The organism is Chryseobacterium binzhouense (assembly GCF_007474545.1).
Taxonomy (GTDB): domain Bacteria; phylum Bacteroidota; class Bacteroidia; order Flavobacteriales; family Weeksellaceae; genus Chryseobacterium; species Chryseobacterium binzhouense.
Map to the genome: position 1 here is coordinate 18,135 of NZ_VKOG01000003.1, position 17,276 is coordinate 35,410.

A 17,276-nucleotide genomic window follows, 5' to 3' on the forward strand; every position below is an offset into this window, starting at 1 on the left:
TGGGTGCTAATTTAGGTGCTAAATAAATTTTCATTAATATTTTGTATTTTACTAAATTTAGTGATATTCAAATTTCAGAACCATAATTTAATTGATAAAACTATTTAGCTACAACAGGTGTAGTATCTGTTCCACCACTATTTGAAATCGTAATATTTCTTGTCCCAGCATCACTAATAAAAATGTTATCAATAATGAGGCAGGTAATTTCCCATCTAAATGAAACGGAAGTGTGATTAGCGATATTAGGTAACCAAGGTATTGTGTCGGCATAATCTGCATAAATGCTCCACGTTTGTGTAGCGCCGCCTGACTTGAAAGGATAAATATTTGGTATTACTGCTCCTTGCCTTGTTGTAGTATCTGATGTTGGCTTTGATACATATAAAACTCTTTCAATTCCACCACTATCAAAACCTTTTAATACAGCATTAGTTATAATTAATGTGTAATCTGCGGCACGTATATTCGTATTAAAATTACTAACAAATTCATCACTTCCTGTACTAAGATTATATTTTACTGTCGTAAAGGTTTTATTGGCTGTAGATCCTTTACCTATTACTCCATTTGCGTCTACAAATAGAGGAACTTGGGCTACAAAAGTTTGGTTTTGTGTAGCAGAAGCAGAGCCGTTAGATTGCGTATAAATACTATTAGTAGCTTTATCTGTTGGCAAATTTCGAAAACGAACATTGCCAGAAACATCTAATGTCTCAGTTGGAGTAGTATTTAATATTGCCACTCTGTTATTAGTACCATCAACAGACAAAGTATTCGAATCAATATTCACCATATCTACACCAGTACCGATGATGTTCAGTTTATTGGTAGCAGAAACCGAACTTATTGTAGTGGGTTCTGTTAAAGCTCCTCCAAGTTTTACATTAGTACCAATTGCATTAAGACCATTAGAAGCAGTGAGTAGACTTGAAGTAGCACTATCTGAAATTTTTTGCCAAAAATCACCATCAAAATAGTAGTATCCTACCGTAGTTACATTTTTTCTTTGAGAAGTTGATGGTGCAGCTGCCCCAGAAGTATCGGTAACATATATTAAAGCTCCTATTTGATTGGTTCCGTACAGCGATTCTCCTTTTGCAATTAATTCTGCTCTGGTTAATCTTGGTGCTTGTAGACCCGTCATATCGGTTGTTAAAGACACCCCTAAATCATCTACCTTCCCATTAACATCTAAAGTTGTTTTGGGGGTTTCGGTATTAACACCTATTCTTCCACTTTGCGAGTATGCAATACTGAAAATAACTAATGATGCTAAAGATAAACTTTTTTTCATTATATATTTTTATTTTAATAATATATATTTTATTTTAAAAATCTTAATATTATAAATTTTAAAAAACTAAAAACTACGGAGTTGTTACCTTTGTAGAGTTCAAAGAACCGTCATCATTTACTGTGATTTTAAAGGTAGATCCATTTGGCGAAGTAAGAATGATACCTGTGCTTGCTGTAGGATAATAACTGCTACCATCTACAACCGCTTCTGTAACATTCCCCGCAGAACCAAGCGTAGCAGGTACTGTTACATTTACTAATCCTGTAGCATCTAAATAACCAACTTTACCTTTATTAAGGGTTGTGGAATCTGCAATACCATTTGCATTTGTTAAAGTAGTAACGGTACTACCATCACCATCCCAAACCAATATTTTTTTACTTGTATTGGTGCTAAAATTAGCTAACGGGGCATTGATATAAAAAGCATCTGATGTAGTATCTTGAATAGAAAATCTACCCGTAAGTGAAGTTGGAACAGATGTACCAAAAGGTAAAACGTCTGAAACAATTACTTTTCCATTATGATTAATAAGAAAAGCAGGTTTTCTAACTCCAGTTGCTGTATTTATGGTTGATGAAGGGTCTGCTCCGTTTGGTGTTACTGTAATTCTAAGAGCTGTACCTGCTGTTGTAGCCGACCAAGCTTCCGTAGAAAATGCTTGTATTGAAGCTCCTGCGGTTTCATTCCAACCGCCAAAGGTTGAACCAGACCTCTCTGCTTCACCTGTATAGGAAGACATTACAAATTGTCCTAAACCAATACCAGAACCAACTGCGGTTGGAGCACTAGCAGAACTACCTTGAGCAGATTTTCTAAGAAATAAAGTTGGCCCGTTCCCAATTCTGTCTAAATAGTTTGCCGTAATACCATAAGTATGCAAGGTACCATTAGGATTAACTGTTCCAAGACCAAATCTATGGGTATCGGTATATACCGCTTTTTGATAATTGGTTCTATCTGTTCCGGTAGTGAGAATAGAGGTTTCCGTTCTTGCTGGACCACCTGCACTTTGTGGGCCATTGGTACTGCTAGATTCAGCAACTACATCTTTCCAAATATCTTGTGTGGTATCACCAGATGCACTAGAATTTCCTGCAGATAATTTTATCCAAAATTCACCATCAAAATAGTAATATCCTACCGAGGTTACATTTTTTCTTTGAGAGGTTGATGGTGCATCTGCACCAGAAGTATCGGTTACGTATATTAGAGCACCTTTCTGATTGGTACCGTATAGCGATTCTCCTTTTGCAATTAATTCTGCTCTGGTTAATCTTGGTGCTTGTAAACCCGTCATATCATTTGATAATGATGCGCCGAAACTATCTACTTTACCACTAACATCTAAAGTTGTTTTTGGTACTTCTGTATTAATACCTACTCTTCCGCTTTGTGAGTATGCAATACTAAAAAGAACTAACGATGCTATAGATAAACTTTTCTTCATTATTTTATTTTAAAATTCTTAATTATTTTATTTTAAAATTCTTAATTATTATATATTATTGAGCAGACCAAAACGTCCAGTTTTTACCATTATAAACACAGAACATATTATTGGTAGTGTCGTAAACAATAGCTCCAGGTTCTGGTGTTATTACCGATTTATAATCTTTTACAAGAGGTAAAATCATCGCCTTGTCGGTATCTTCTAAAACCAAAACTCCTGGAATACTTGAAGGCGTTTTTCCTATTGATACCTTTGCAGTAGGCTTTTCTGTAATACCTGTTGCATTTTGTAAACTTGGGTCTACCACGCCGTCTGTAGCAACAGTAAGATCTCTCCAGATAGATATCGTTGTTGAGTTTTCAGCTGTCGCAACTGCAAGTTTTACTTTTTTGGCATCAATATCATAAATTAATGTTCCTGGAACAGATCCACTCGCTACACTTGCCTCATCAGTAATCCAAGGTAGAACCAGAGCTTTTTGCTTGGAAATGTCGTTAAGATCTGTTGTATTTCCAGAATTTCCAAATTCTAAAGATGCACCAGGGGTAACACTAGATTTCCCGATAGCGACCTGTGCATGTGCTGCACAGGTGGCTAGAGTGAAAATAAATATATACTTTTTCATCATTTAATTATTAATTCGTTGGACAATCTTGCTTATCAAAACACTTCCAGCCAGCTCTTGTTGAATCTGTATTAATTCTCAAACAGTTAGAACGAGAATCATAATACATCATTCCTTTTACAGGGGCAAGAATAGCAGGAGTAGTATCTGGTTTCAATGGTTCTCCGATATTTGTTCCTGTAGATTCACTTGGCATTCTATTGATAACAAAACCTTTGGTTTTTGCTTCTAGAACCGTCCAAGCTCCTGTTCTCACTACTGGCCATTCTGTAGAACCAGAACCAGCTCTACCAAGTGTGGTGATCCCATGTTTACCAGAAATTGCAGGTAATGAAGCAGTAGGAGCAGTTCCTGGCTTATAACAAGCGGCTGTACATTCTAATAAATTTGTAAGAGTATCATCATATGCAGAACCAATAGATTGCCCATCGACTACATCATAATCCGTGATATTATTATTAATTGGAACACCACAACTAGTAACACAAGAACTGGTTGCACAAATATTAATATTCACAGGTTGAGCAGTCAAAGTACCACCAGCTGTTACAAGATCAATTTTTCCAAATGATGCGCCTCCTTCAATCGCATCAGCACAACCATCATCGTCACTATCTAAATCTAATCTGTTGGGTATACCATCTCCATCCGAGTCTGGATCGAAACCTGAACAAAGAGATTTACTAGCGGCATAAGCAAACATATTTACTAAAAGTTTATCATTGTTTGTAGTTATAGTTGGACCTTGAGATACACCTCCTAAACTGGTCAGCATATCCACATCTGCAACAAATATGTCTCCATATAATTGGTCAAAATAAATTACTGTTTTTTTAGCTGAAGCACCAGTAGAACTATCCCTTGCCAATGCTAAAGCAGAACAACCCGGTGTAAAACCAAATACACCTTGATAAGAACCATTCTGCTCAAAATTAGGAACATAACCAAATGGACCATCAAAAACTTCAGTCTGCGAACCAAGAGGTGTTGGAACACCAGGATTAACATTACCAGATATTGGAGTTGCACCGAAAGGTTTGGTTTGAGCTTGGGTAACAATCATTACATGTTTAGGATCTCTGGTCCATAATTTGAAAGCATCAAACTCTGCCGCCGACAAAGAAGTATTTGTACCATTTCTATCTATACCTCCTATAAAGATGATATCCAAATTAAAACGCACCAAATCTTCATAGGTAATTTGTTTACTACCAAATGCCTCTGGGGGGGTAGCACTAGGATTTCCATAAGCTGGACCGGTACCCTCCATAGGGACTAACTCAAGCTCCGCAGGGAAAGTACCATTAGGACCAAAATTGGCTAAATTGGTGAGTTTAGGAACTGAACTGGTATTCATAAATCCACCATCAAATGTGTATCCTGTGTCCGTAGTTCCAGTATGTCTGTCATTTGGAACATATCCAACTCTCAATTTAGCGCCAGGTATAGTACAACGTTCTACAGCTTTTTCAGTTTCATCAAGAATACCATCATTATCATCATCTAAATCATCAAAATTTATTATACCATCTCCATCCGAATCTGTACAACCATCACCAGAAATATCTTGAGTAACATAAATTATAGTAGGTGAAGAAGTTTGTAAGTTAAAAGGATTTCTATATTGTACTTTATACTCACCAGCGGATAAATTCGAGAATTGATAAGTGCCAGAAAAATAGGTAACTCCCCCATCAATACTATACTCATACGCGCTGTTAATGGGTGAAGTAATGGTTATACTCCCTGTGGTATCAGTACAAGTAATATCCTTTTTAGTTACGGTTGGCGCTGCAAAGTCTACACCTGTTATACTAGCAGTTACCACTCTGGATTCGCAATCTATGCCCGTATTATTTTTTATTTGAATGGTATACGTACCAGTACCTAATCCTGAAAAAACATTACTCGATTGCCAAGCACCCCCGTTTATTCTGAATAAGAAGTTAGCAACTGGAGTTCTATTTACTGTAATACTTCCATTTGGTGGATTAGTGGTAGAATCGACTACGACTAAGTTTGCAGAAGTAAGATTTATTGGTGAATTTAGGGTTAACGTTCTGCTTGCAGAAATACAACCAGTTGTAGTATTTCTCTTTACAACAGTGTACGTGCCCGGTTGCAAACCTGTAAAATTATTGCTTGTACTCCAAGTAGTACCACCATCAATACTATATTCTATACCTGTTTCTGGTGTTGCTAAATTATCCACTAATATGGCACCATTTGCAGGAGAACAATCTGTTGGTTGGGTAACACCTGTATTTGTAGGTGTTGCTACTGTAGGGCCAGAAATAATTCTAGAAATTGTAGGGATAATTGGTGTACATAGTGAAGATTTCACTCTATACCCGACAGCATAAGTTCCAGCAGCTAGATTAGTAAAAAATCTAGAATCTTGCCATGTATTTCCTCCATTGATGGTGTACTCATAAGTAGCATTATTATTATTTATAGTAATTGATCCATCTGGGGTAGTACAACTTGTGGCATTAGTACTAGTTGCGGAAACTGCGGATAAAGCCGAATCACTATTTACACCAACTGCAACATTAACAATATTAGAAACACATCCTAATCTTCGGATTCTAACATCATAAATACCCGGTTTAAGATTAGTTTTTACGTTAGTAGCTTGCCAAGTATTTCCACCATCAAAACTATATTCAGTTCCTGTTGTAGTTACATTTACGGTTAAGGAACCTGTTCCTACAGTACCGCAAGGATTAGAATCTACAATTGTGATCTGAGTTGTTGCTAAAGTTAATATACCTCCAACGTTAGTATTTACGATTGGTGATACGCAACCATTTGCATTTCTATAAGCCACTCTGTAAGTTCCTCTTGCTAAATTTGAAAATACATTACTTGTTTGAAAAGAAATCCCTCCATCTATACTATATTGAAAAGGAGAAGGATTTGTTGCTGTTACTGTTGGTGCCGTTACTGTAATCGTTCCATTTGGATTAGGTGTACATGTGGTAACATTTGTTGTTGTAGCAACAGGGTTTGCAAGAGTAGTTGTACCAAAAACAATAGATGTAGGAGTTGCACTAACACAACCTGTGGAGGTGCTTCTTAAAACAGCGCTGTACGTTCCAGCTGCTAAGTTGTTAAATATTCTAGAGGTACTAAAGGTAGCTCCCCCATCAATACTATACTCTACTCCAGTTACAGCATTAAGTGTAATAGATCCATTAGGCGTCGTACAATTGGTAACTGCTGTAGCTGTACCTGCTGCATTTGCTGGTTTTGCAGGACCTGTTAAGGTAACAATTCTTACGTTTGAAACACAACCAGAAACCGTATTTCTTATAAACGCACGATAAGTACCTTCTGTAAGGCCACTAAAAACACCTGATAATTGCCATGTAACACCATTGTCTATACTAAATTCATTATTAGGACTTGCAGTTGCTGCAGATGCAACAAGAGTAATAGAACCATTAGGCGTTGGACAACTTGTTGAATTGGTAGAAGTACTTGCTGTTCCATTAAATGCAGGTCTTACAGGAACATCGGTTAACGTAACCGTAGAGGTTGTAGAAACACAACCTGGTTCCGATATTTTTCTAACTCTTAAAGAATAACTGCCTGCAGGTAAGCCGGAAAAAATATTGCTGAGTTGGTAAGTTATCCCACCATTAATACTGTATTCTCTATCCGCAGTTGCCGTAAATGTAATTGTTCCATTACTGGCAGTACAGAAGGTATTATTAGTAGTAGTTACAGCGGGCAATGCAGGTGCACCAGTTGTACACGCTTGTAGATTACCTAGAAAGTTTTTAGGAATCATGATGTCACTCGATTTTCCTACTTCTAGTAACCAGTCTCCATCTTTTCCTGTAATATTAGTAGAGGCAGAAACTTGAATTTTCAGCTCAGATTCTAAATAAGCAACAGCTTCTGTACCTTTGCTTCCTTTTCCAAATTCGCAACCATAGATATTAAGGTATTTAATATCCTTGGATAGTTTGGGTCTTAAAAAACTTGCTATTTGTTGAGCGTTTTTCCATTCTCCATTTATCAACAATTCTCCCGATTTACCATGTGAGTAAACATGATATACAGAGCGGTTAAAACCGCTACTGATATCACTCGTATTTACCTCAATCCCTTGATCGAAATAAAAATTGGAAGTTTCTTTTGCATCAAAACTTTGACAAAAAAACAATAACAAAATAACTTTGAACGTAAATAAAAATTTTTTTTTCATCATACATAAAATGTTTTAATTCAAAATTTGTTTTCTCTAACATATTGAAGTACAAAATTATTCCATTGAAAAGTCTCAGGTAATGCCGATCATTATGTATATTTAATACCTAAAATTAGGTATATCAAGAATTACTAATAATGATTAATTTTACACTTATGAATGCAGTATTGCTTGATGACCACAAACTTTTTTCTATTTCTGTAAAAATGCTATTAGAAGAAGAGCATATTTTTGATAAAATCGAATGTTTTGATGTGGTTGACGATTTTGAAAAGCATCTGTCTAAGGAAAAGACAGGTATCCTTTTTGCAGATTATTCCATACCGGAAGTGGATATGACCCAAAAAATCGCAAGATGGAGCCAGCAATATCCTTCTTTAAAAATCATTATTCTAAGTGGAATTATAGATGCATCTGCTATTTCTGAACTCATCAGTAAGGGAGCAAAAGCATTTTTATCAAAGTCAGCAAGCATAAAAGAGATAAAAGATGCCGTAAAATGGGTAATGAATAACCGTGTTTATATCTCTAATGATATGAAAGACGCAGTACTGAATGCAACTTTTACAGACCATCAAAGGCATTTCACCCCTCGAGAAAATGAAATTATTTATTGGATAAAAAAAGGAAAGTCTATTAAAGAAAAATCTGCTATTCTCAATCTGAGCGAGCATACCATTATCGTCCACCGAAGAAATATTATGAGAAAAGCCAATGTAAAATCTATAAATGAACTCATCATAAAACTTAATAACACGCCATGAAAAAATTTTTCCTATTTTTTTTCATTTTTACACAGCTATTTTCTATTTTGGCAAACGAGCCTCAACAAAAACCGAGAGATTATCAAAAAAAACTCAACTTACAAGAGGCCGAAAACATCATCAAAACGATGAGCTATGACCAAAATAGCGAGAAAGATTTTCTATTTCTTAAAAATAATTTTACCAGACTTCTCCAAGAAAATAAATCCAGAGAACAAACCATAAAATCGCTTTCTGCTCTATCTCTTATTTACATCAACTTTCCTCAATTCTCTTCCCAGAAAGAAAAAACAGAAATCACAGACCAATTGATAAAGGTGTTGAGAAAAGACAACAAGGGTTTTGAGAAATTTTTCCCATTGGCTCTGCTATCAAAAGGTTTACTCTTGCAACAAGAAAAAAAATACAATTTAGCAGACTTGTATTACGACGAAGGAATTGCTTTTTCTCAAAAGAATAAAATTTACAACTTTATTACCGATCTGTATAATATAAAAGGAAATATGTACGAAGAAAAATTGCAGTATTACGAAAAAGCAATTTCCTACTACGATTCTGCGATGGTAAACATCAAAAAAAACATAAAAGAACCCAAATATCTAAACGCCTACTACTCTCAAAACATTTTTAAAGCCCAAGCCAATATTAAAATCTATTTGGACACCAAAAACCCAACCAATCTTACGGAAGCAGAAAAATTACTAAACATTATTTTTCAAAACAAAATTATACGCAATTATACCTCGGCTTACAGTTTACTATCTCTGATTTATTACCTGAAAAACGATTACAAAAAATCACAATATTACATTAACCTCGCTACAAAAAAGGAATATTACGAGGTAAAAGACACCCTCTACAACGACAATCTCATCAACGGTATAAAAGCCCTAAATCTTATTCGATTAGGAGATGAAGAAAACGCTCTGAAATTAGTGAAATCCATAGAAGTTAACAACATCAATCATATTCTTAAATTACTGTTGTTTAGCGAATTGTACACGATTGAAAAAAACAGAGGAAATTACGAAAAGGCGCTTCTCTATCAAGAAGAAATGACGAAAATAAATGAAAACAACAATTTCTTGAACTACCGACTGAAAGTACGAGAATTGGAGCAAAAAAACAAAGAATCTAAAAGGGAAGTAGAAATCAATAAACTAAAAATCACTAAAAGAAACCTCATTATTTTCATTATCATTATTGCCAATATTGTCTTTATCATCCTAGCGTACTATTACTACCAAAACAGAAAGAAAAAGAAGAAGCTAGAAATGTTGCAAAACGAAATTAGAAATATCACCAATTATGAAAAACAAAAAATAGAAATCGAAAAAGAATTTGCGGTACAAGAAATTCAAAAAAAGATCTCGACCCAATTACATAATGACATTGGAGCAACATTAGTTACAACAATCAATTTCTTTAAAGTAAAAAGAAAAATTGAAAATAAAGAATCTGACTTGGCTTTTTGGGATGCGCTTATCGAAGATTTGCAAAAAATATATGCCAATGTGCGTACAAAAAGTCACGAATTACATACCCCTGTTACACAAAATAAGATCAATGATTTTCTACAAAATCTAGAAAAAAATATCAATCTTGTTTTCAAAACCCAAGATAATATTAACCTTTCAACAGCATTTAAAATCGCTCCCGAAACCGAACTGAGCTATGCCCAAAAACTGATTATACTTTCTACCCTGAAAGAAGGTTGCAGTAATATTGTAAAGCACTCGAATGCTAAAAATGTGGATATAAAATTAACCGAAAACCAAGAAGAAATTATCCTTGAAATAGAAAATGACGATAAGAAAAAACGTATAAAAACTCCCACGAAATCATATCAAAGTGGAATGGGATTACAGATGCTGAAAAACGAAATAGAAAGTAATAATGGAACTCTAATAACAAAGAATAATTCTGGATTTTTATTAAAAGTGGTGTTGAAAAAATGATATTCTATTATAGTACAATGAGCGTTGATTAAAACAATGGTAAACCTCAAAAAATCAATTATTTCTTTAAAATGGTAACTAAAGAAATTATCCAGTTTTTCATATTCGATTAGAAATTCGTTCTTTGTTTTTTCTGTTAATACTTCCTGTTCAGCTCTATATTTTGCTTTTCTAATTCTTTCGGAAAGTAATTTTTTAATTTTATCTCCTTTAATCCAATAATAAAGCATCATTGGGTAGCCCACAAGCTCCTCCCAAATATACCAACGTCCGTATAATTTCTTTTCATTCATTCTTAAAACAGTGTTATTTAAAAACCTCATTCATGTAATTAACTTTATCTTCTTCGCTTGGTCTGTAATAAGCGTTGAAAACCTCTAAACTCGTGTGTCCTGTATAACTCATAATCACTTTATCTGGAACTCTTTTGTTTTTCATTATCGTGATAAAACTTCTTCGCGCGGTATGGGAAGAAATTCTTTCCCAAAATTCAGACTTCATTTCCACTAATTCATCACCGTATTTCATTGTTTTTTTAATTTCATCTGTAAACTCCAATTCTTGAAATACTTCTTTAATGTACTCATTCATTTTCTGGTTCGTAATATTGGGCAAATTGTAATCGTACTTTTCAAGAATAGATTTAGAGACGCTGTTTAAAGGAATTGCTAAGTTTTTGGATTTACTTTTCAAATCAATCACTCGGATAAAATTGCCATCAATATCACTTCTGGAAATTTTACTGTAATTACCATATCTCATTCCCGTGGTACAACCAGAAACGAATAAATCACGAACTCTTTCCAATCTTTTGTTTTTTGTAAAATCGTGATTGTAAATTATCTCAACCTGTTCGTAATTCAAGGCAATTTCATCAGTCCTGAATTTAGGCGGTTTCTTAAAACTAATAAAATCATTATTGTAGCTATATTTTTTGTTTAATGCCCAAAGTAAAAAAGTTTTCAATAATCCTACATTTCTATGAACGGTATTTGCTGAATGTTTTCTATCTTCAATACAAAATTTTAAAAATTTATTAAATGTTTTACCATTGAATTTCCCTAACGATAACTTGTGATTTGCTTTATTTTCGAAATCTTCCAATAAAGTCTTATTACACTTGTAGCGTTTAAGCGTTGAATTGGATATTGAATTTCCAGAATAATCATTTTCTTTTTCCTCAATAAATTCCTCATAAATTCTAAAAAAATCATTTTTCGATTTTGTTTTTTTAAATTCTTCATCGAATCTTTGTCGTAAAAGATTTAAAGTCAGTTCTTCATTAATTCTTATAACGATTAACTATTTCAGTGAAAAAACCACTATATCTGTCTAATTGCTTTTTAATGCTTCTATGATTTTCAGCTCTTCGGGTTCTTCCATTCAAATCATTTGGCTGTCTATTTTCAAAATCCCATTCAGCAGGTGTAATTTTTTCTCCAGTAGAATAGATGAAATTTTTGTTTTCATTCCCAAAATAAGAACGGAAATAAATAAGTGTTTCCTTCTCGGAGTTAGGTTCTTTAAGTTTAAAAGTCGAATTCATTAGGTGCTAATTTAGGTGCTAGTACTTCTATATTTAGATATAAAAAACACCTATATTCATTTATGCAAATACAGGTATAATAATGATTAATAGAGTGTTTATATATTAAGAAATATAATAGGTTCATTTTCCTCCAACTCCACAATGTACAAACCATCCGATCAGGATGGTTTTGTTTATTTAAAACCATTCTTAACGAAACATTTTATAATTTTGCAGAAGTGAAAAAACTGATCTCAATACTATTGCTTAGTTTATACTTGGTTTCTACAACCGAGCTGTATCAGTTTTTGAAAGTTCCGGTGCTTATTGAGCATTATATGGAACACAAAGAGCAGAATCCTAAACTTACAATCGGTTCATTTTTCAAAATCCATTATGATAATCCGGTAAAAGATTCAGATTACACCAAAGACCAGCAGCTTCCTTTCGTCTCGCACGAGGCACATCTCGTAGTTGTTTTCACTCCCGTAACTCCGCTTACACTCTTTTTTTCTGAAAAAGAAAACAACCAGATTATTAAATCTAATCCAACTTTTTATAAAAGCATCTTTTACAATAAAGATATTCTCAATTCCATCTGGCAGCCGCCGAAATCTTGTTGATTTTTTTCTGAATTCCTCTCAAATATCACTTTGGGAGATTGCTGATACTTATTGGTCAATTTTATACAGTTTTTTATTTGGGCAGCTAATCCGTCCGAAGTTTATCTTGAGCTTGAAGGATTCCCGCTTTTTTGTTCCAACGAAGAGCTCCACTCAAATCGAGGAACGAGATTCGCCGATTCAAAAATTGAAGGTAAAAGAATGAGGCACTTCGGGCTGCAAACCAGTATAAATTCCAGCGATTAAAATAGGCATTAATTGGTATCAGACCATTATTATTTATTCATAAGCATTTGCTAGAATCGTAATTCAAATAGAGATACTTATCTGTAAAACTATTTATCTATTATCTGCTAATAAACTCAACAAATCATTATGCTTACAAAAATCATTGAGTTTTCTGTAAAGAACAAACTCATCATTGCGCTGTTGATTTTGGGATTGATAGGCGTGGGTTCCTATCAGGTTACCAAACTTCCGATAGATGCAGTTCCCGACATTACCAACAATCAGGTGCAGGTCATTACCATTGCTCCTTCATTTGGAGCAACAGACATCGAAAGATTAGTGACATTTCCCATAGAACAGGCGAACAATAATATTTCAGGATTAAAAGAAATCCGCAGTTTTTCTCGGTTCGGTTTATCGCTCGTTACCATCGTTTTCGAGGATGATGTAGATATTTACTGGGCTAGACAGCAGGTGGCAGAAAGACTGCAGCAGGTTCAGACCCAGATTCCGCAGGGAATCGGAACTCCCGAATTAGGTCCTATTTCCACAGGTTTAGGCGAAATTTTCCAGTACGTGATCCGTCCCGAAAAAGGCTACGAGAAAAAATACGATATTACAGAACTCCGCACCATTCAGGACTGGATTGTCAGAAGACAGCTTCTCGGTGTAAAAGGCGTTGCCGAAGTCAGCAGTTTCGGAGGAAAACTGAAACAGTACGAAATTGCCGTCAATCCCGACAGGTTAAACGCTTACGGAATCACCATCAACAATGTTTTCGATGCTTTAAACACCAATAACCAGAACACAGGAGGAGCTTATATCGAAAAAGGACCGACCGTTTTATACATCCGGAGCGAAGGGTTGATTGGCAATATCGAAGACATCAAAAATATTGCAATTGCTTCCAAAACCAATGAAATTCCATTATTTATAAGAGATGTTGCAGAAGTGAAAACCAGCTTTGCCACAAGATACGGTGCAATGACATTCAACGATCAGGGAGAAGTTTCCGGAGCAGTGGTGATGATGCTGAAAGGCGAAAACAGCAATCAGGTTATTAAAAATGTAAAAGAAAAAATTGCACAGATTCAGAAAACCCTTCCGAAAGGAGTCGTAATAGAACCGTTCCTTGATCGTACCAAAATGGTAAACAATGCCATCGGAACCGTTGAGAAAAACCTTACAGAAGGTGCATTAATTGTTGTATTTGTACTGGTTTTGTTCCTCGGAAATGTACGCGCCGGATTGCTCGTGGCTTCCGTAATTCCGCTCGCAATGCTTTTTGCCATCTGTATGATGAATCTTTTCGGAGTCAGCGGAAACCTGATGAGTCTCGGTGCACTGGATTTTGGTTTGATTATCGACGGTGCGGTGATTATTGTAGAATCCGTTCTGCATCAGTTCAGCCATAATTCAAAATTCAAAAAAATATTCTCCGTTGTAAAAGAAGAAATGGATACTATTGTTACCGATTCTGCCGGAAAAATGATGAACAGTGCCGTATTTGGACAGATCATCATCCTGATTGTTTATCTTCCGATTCTTACCTTACAGGGAATTGAGGGGAAAATGTTCAAACCGATGGCACAAACTGTCGCTTTCGCTTTATTAGGCGCATTTTTATTGTCGTTAACCTACATTCCGATGATGAGCTCTTTACTCTTAAGAAAAAGAAGTTCAAAACCAACCTTATCAGACCGGATGATGAAAAAAGTAGAGAAACTCTATCTTAAAACACTGCTTAAAATTTTAAGAGTTCCGAAAATGGTATTTTCCATCGTGGCGGTACTTTTTGTCTTGGCAATTTTCATTCTCAGCAGAATGGGAGGAGAATTTATTCCTTCCCTTGAAGAAGGAGATTTTGCTGTTGAAACCAGAGTTTTGCCAGGAAGCAATCTCAATACAACCATTGAAAGTACCCAAAAAGCTGCTCATATCCTGAAATCAAGATTTCCTGAAGTACAAAAAGTCGTGACAAAAATCGGGAGCGGGGAAGTTCCTACAGATCCGATGCCGATGGATGCTGCCGATTTGATGGTGATCCTGAAAGACAAAAAAGAATGGACTTCCGCATCTACATTTCCGGAACTGGCAGAAAAAATGACCAAAGAGCTGCAGGATGTTCCTGGTGTAACGGTAAGTTTCCAGTTTCCGGTGCAGATGCGTTTCAATGAACTGATGACGGGAGCAAGACAGGATGTCGTGGTTAAAATTTTCGGAGATGATCTTGACGTTCTTTCCCAAAATGCCCAGAAACTTGGTAAAATTATTGAAACTGTGGACGGAGCCCAAAATCTTTACATCGAACCGATTGCCGGAATGCCGCAGGTAACCATAGAATACAACCGTCCTGTTATTGCACAATATCATTTATCCATTTCCGACATCAACCGGATTGTGAATGCCGCATTCGCAGGTCAGAGTACAGGTCTCGTTTTCGAAGGCGAAAAACGTTTCGATATGGTCGTTCGTCTTGATTCCAAAGTCCGTAAAAATGTGGATGATATTAAAAACCTGTTGGTTCCGACCCCTTTCGGAAACCAGATTCCGCTTTCTCAGCTTGCAAAAGTTGAAGTGAAAAACGGACCAAACCAGATTCAGAGAGAAAATGCACAGCGCAGAATTGTCGTTGGATTCAACATCAAAGGAAGAGATGTTCAGAGCATCGTGGAAGAACTTCAGACTAAAGTAAACAAAGAGATCAAACTTCCGACAGGTTATTATATGACTTACGGAGGTTCTTTTGAAAACCTAAACAATGCAAAACAGCGTCTGATGATTGCCGTTCCGGTTGCTTTGGCGCTTATTTTTGTAATGTTGTTTTTAGCATTCGGCTCAGTAAAAGAAAGTCTGCTGATTTACACCGCAATTCCACTTTCAATTATTGGCGGCGTATTTCTTCTGGCTTTGAGAGGAATGCCTTTCAGCATCAGTGCAGGTGTTGGATTCATTGCCCTTTTCGGAGTGGCGGTTCTCAACGGAATCGTTCTCATCTCAGAATTCAACAGATTATACAAAAGCGGAATCCGGAATATTGTAAGAATCGTAATTGATGGCGGAGAATCCAGACTTCGTCCGGTTCTGATGACGGCTTTCGTAGCATCTTTAGGATTTATTCCTATGGCGCTCAGCAACGGAGCAGGAGCGGAAGTTCAGCGTCCGTTGGCAACCGTGGTGATCGGAGGTCTGCTCGTTGCAACCTTCCTTACCCTTTTTGTACTGCCGCTTCTTTATGTAACCATTGAAAAAGGATTTAAAATGAAATCGCCATCATTTGGAAAACGCAAACGCCTATAAAGAAAACGCGATTACATATGACCTTTAAAAAACAATAAATATCTACATATGAAAAATAATCACAAAAATATAACGGCTGTATTCATATTGCTATTCAACTTTGCAGGATTTGGATTGAAGGCACAAACGCCGATCAATCTTCAGACTGCGATCAATACCGCACTGGAAAACAACAGAAATCTTAAAAACGAAAAATTGAAATCTGAATATTCCAAAGCTTTGATAAAATCGGCAAATGATATTCCGCAGACTGGTGTAACGTTCGACTACGGACAGATCAACAGTGCGTACAACGATACGAAATTTGGCGTTTCGCAGAACATTGCTTTTCCGACAGTGTATAAAAAACAGAAAAATGTATACACCGAGGAATGGAAAAAATCTCTGCTGAATGTTTCCCTGAAAGAATATGAACTTAAAAAGGCAGTCAGCCTTACCTTTTACAACATTCTGTACTGGAAGGAAAAAGAAAAACTGCTGAATGAAATCCTGAAACTGTACACCGACTTTTCAGACAAAGCGAACCTCAGACTGAAAGCCGGGGAAAGCAATATTCTGGAAAAAACAACCGCTTCCAGCCAGAAATCGGCGATAGAAATTCAGTTAAAACAATTGCAGCAGGAATTAGCCGTTTTAAAGATCCAGTTTCAGTGGCTTTTGAATACGGAAACCGATTTTATTCCCGAAGATTCAAAATCTTTTGCCAATTCTTTAAACGAAAAACTGGCGGATCATCCTTTGCTCAAAATCTGGGAACAGCAGAAAAACATTTCCACAGAACAGATTGCACTGGAAAAAGCAAAAATGCTTCCCGGTCTGCAATTGGCGTACAACCTGAACAGTTTTAAAGGATTAGGTCCGGATGATAAACTCTACAATGCAACACCTCAGTTTCATTCGGTTCAGGTCGGTGTTTCGCTTACGATATTTTCGGGAGGTCAGAAAGCGAGAATTGAAGCTGCAAAAGTTGCGCAGTCTGTTGCAGAAAGTGAACTGAAAAACGCTGAATTCAACCTTCAGAATCAGCTTAAAAAAGCCAGAGAAATCTATCAGTCCAATCTGGAAATTGTTTCAAAATATGAAAGTTCCGACCTGAAAAATGCAGATGTTATTACCGAAACGGCGAAAAGACAGTTTATCGGCGGAGAAATCAATTACCTTGAATTTGTGATCCTCGTGAATCAGGCAGTACAGCTTAAAAACAATTACACCGATGCAGTCTGGAAACTTAACCAAAGCGCCATTGAACTGGAATACCTTACTTTAAATCCGTAAAAA

The 17,276-nt window shown here is 35.9% G+C and carries 9 protein-coding genes and 1 pseudogene; 4 read left to right on the forward strand and 6 right to left on the reverse strand.

Going from position 1 to position 17,276, the window contains the following annotated elements; all coding sequences use genetic code 11:
* Window positions 1–100 precede the first annotated feature (100 nt).
* The 4 genes from FNE73_RS08800 to FNE73_RS08815 form a co-directional block, all read right to left on the reverse strand.
* A complete protein-coding gene (locus FNE73_RS08800) occupies window positions 101–1,297 on the reverse strand; it encodes a hypothetical protein (protein WP_143884261.1) in 1,197 nt (398 codons plus the stop codon).
* A gap of 73 nt (window positions 1,298–1,370) precedes the next feature.
* A complete protein-coding gene (locus FNE73_RS08805; RefSeq protein ID WP_143884262.1) occupies window positions 1,371–2,750 on the reverse strand; it encodes a hypothetical protein in 1,380 nt (459 codons plus the stop codon).
* 55 nt (window positions 2,751–2,805) lie between these two features.
* On the reverse strand, window positions 2,806–3,378 hold the full coding sequence (locus FNE73_RS08810; RefSeq protein WP_143884263.1) for a hypothetical protein: 573 nt from the start codon (window positions 3,376–3,378) through the stop codon (window positions 2,806–2,808).
* 10 nt (window positions 3,379–3,388) lie between these two features.
* Window positions 3,389–7,597 carry a DUF4347 domain-containing protein gene (locus FNE73_RS08815; RefSeq protein ID WP_143884264.1) on the reverse strand — a complete coding sequence of 1,403 codons (4,209 nt, stop codon included), beginning with the start codon at window positions 7,595–7,597 and terminating at the stop codon, window positions 3,389–3,391.
* 137 nt (window positions 7,598–7,734) lie between these two features.
* Between FNE73_RS08815 and FNE73_RS08820 the strand changes: the two genes are divergently transcribed.
* Both FNE73_RS08820 and FNE73_RS08825 read left to right on the forward strand, forming a co-directional pair.
* Window positions 7,735–8,361: a LuxR C-terminal-related transcriptional regulator gene (locus FNE73_RS08820; protein ID WP_143884265.1), complete on the forward strand. Its 627-nt coding sequence runs from the start codon at window positions 7,735–7,737 to the stop codon at window positions 8,359–8,361.
* Complete coding sequence (locus tag FNE73_RS08825; RefSeq protein WP_143884266.1) at window positions 8,358–10,319, forward strand: sensor histidine kinase; 1,962 nt, start codon at window positions 8,358–8,360, stop codon at window positions 10,317–10,319. The genes FNE73_RS08820 and FNE73_RS08825 overlap by 4 nt, the downstream gene beginning before the upstream one ends.
* Window positions 10,320–10,625: 306 nt before the next feature.
* Here the strand turns inward: FNE73_RS08825 and FNE73_RS08830 are convergent, their stop codons facing one another.
* Together FNE73_RS08830 and FNE73_RS16890 are read right to left on the reverse strand one after the other, a co-directional pair.
* Entirely contained in the window at window positions 10,626–11,618 is a 993-nt protein-coding gene (locus FNE73_RS08830) for a tyrosine-type recombinase/integrase (RefSeq protein WP_317129885.1), read from the reverse strand.
* Window positions 11,602–11,865 (reverse strand): hypothetical protein, encoded by a 264-nt coding sequence (locus FNE73_RS16890; RefSeq protein ID WP_228429992.1) that lies wholly within the window; start codon window positions 11,863–11,865, stop codon window positions 11,602–11,604. The genes FNE73_RS08830 and FNE73_RS16890 overlap by 17 nt, the downstream gene beginning before the upstream one ends.
* Window positions 11,866–12,086: 221 nt before the next feature.
* Here FNE73_RS16890 and FNE73_RS08835 point away from each other — a divergent pair, with 221 nt between their 5' ends.
* Window positions 12,087–12,470: a hypothetical protein gene (locus FNE73_RS08835; protein ID WP_143884267.1), complete on the forward strand. Its 384-nt coding sequence runs from the start codon at window positions 12,087–12,089 to the stop codon at window positions 12,468–12,470.
* Between the two features lie 375 nt (window positions 12,471–12,845).
* A pseudogene (locus FNE73_RS08840) lies at window positions 12,846–17,273 on the forward strand (CusA/CzcA family heavy metal efflux RND transporter).
* The last annotated feature ends 3 nt before the right edge of the window (window positions 17,274–17,276 follow it).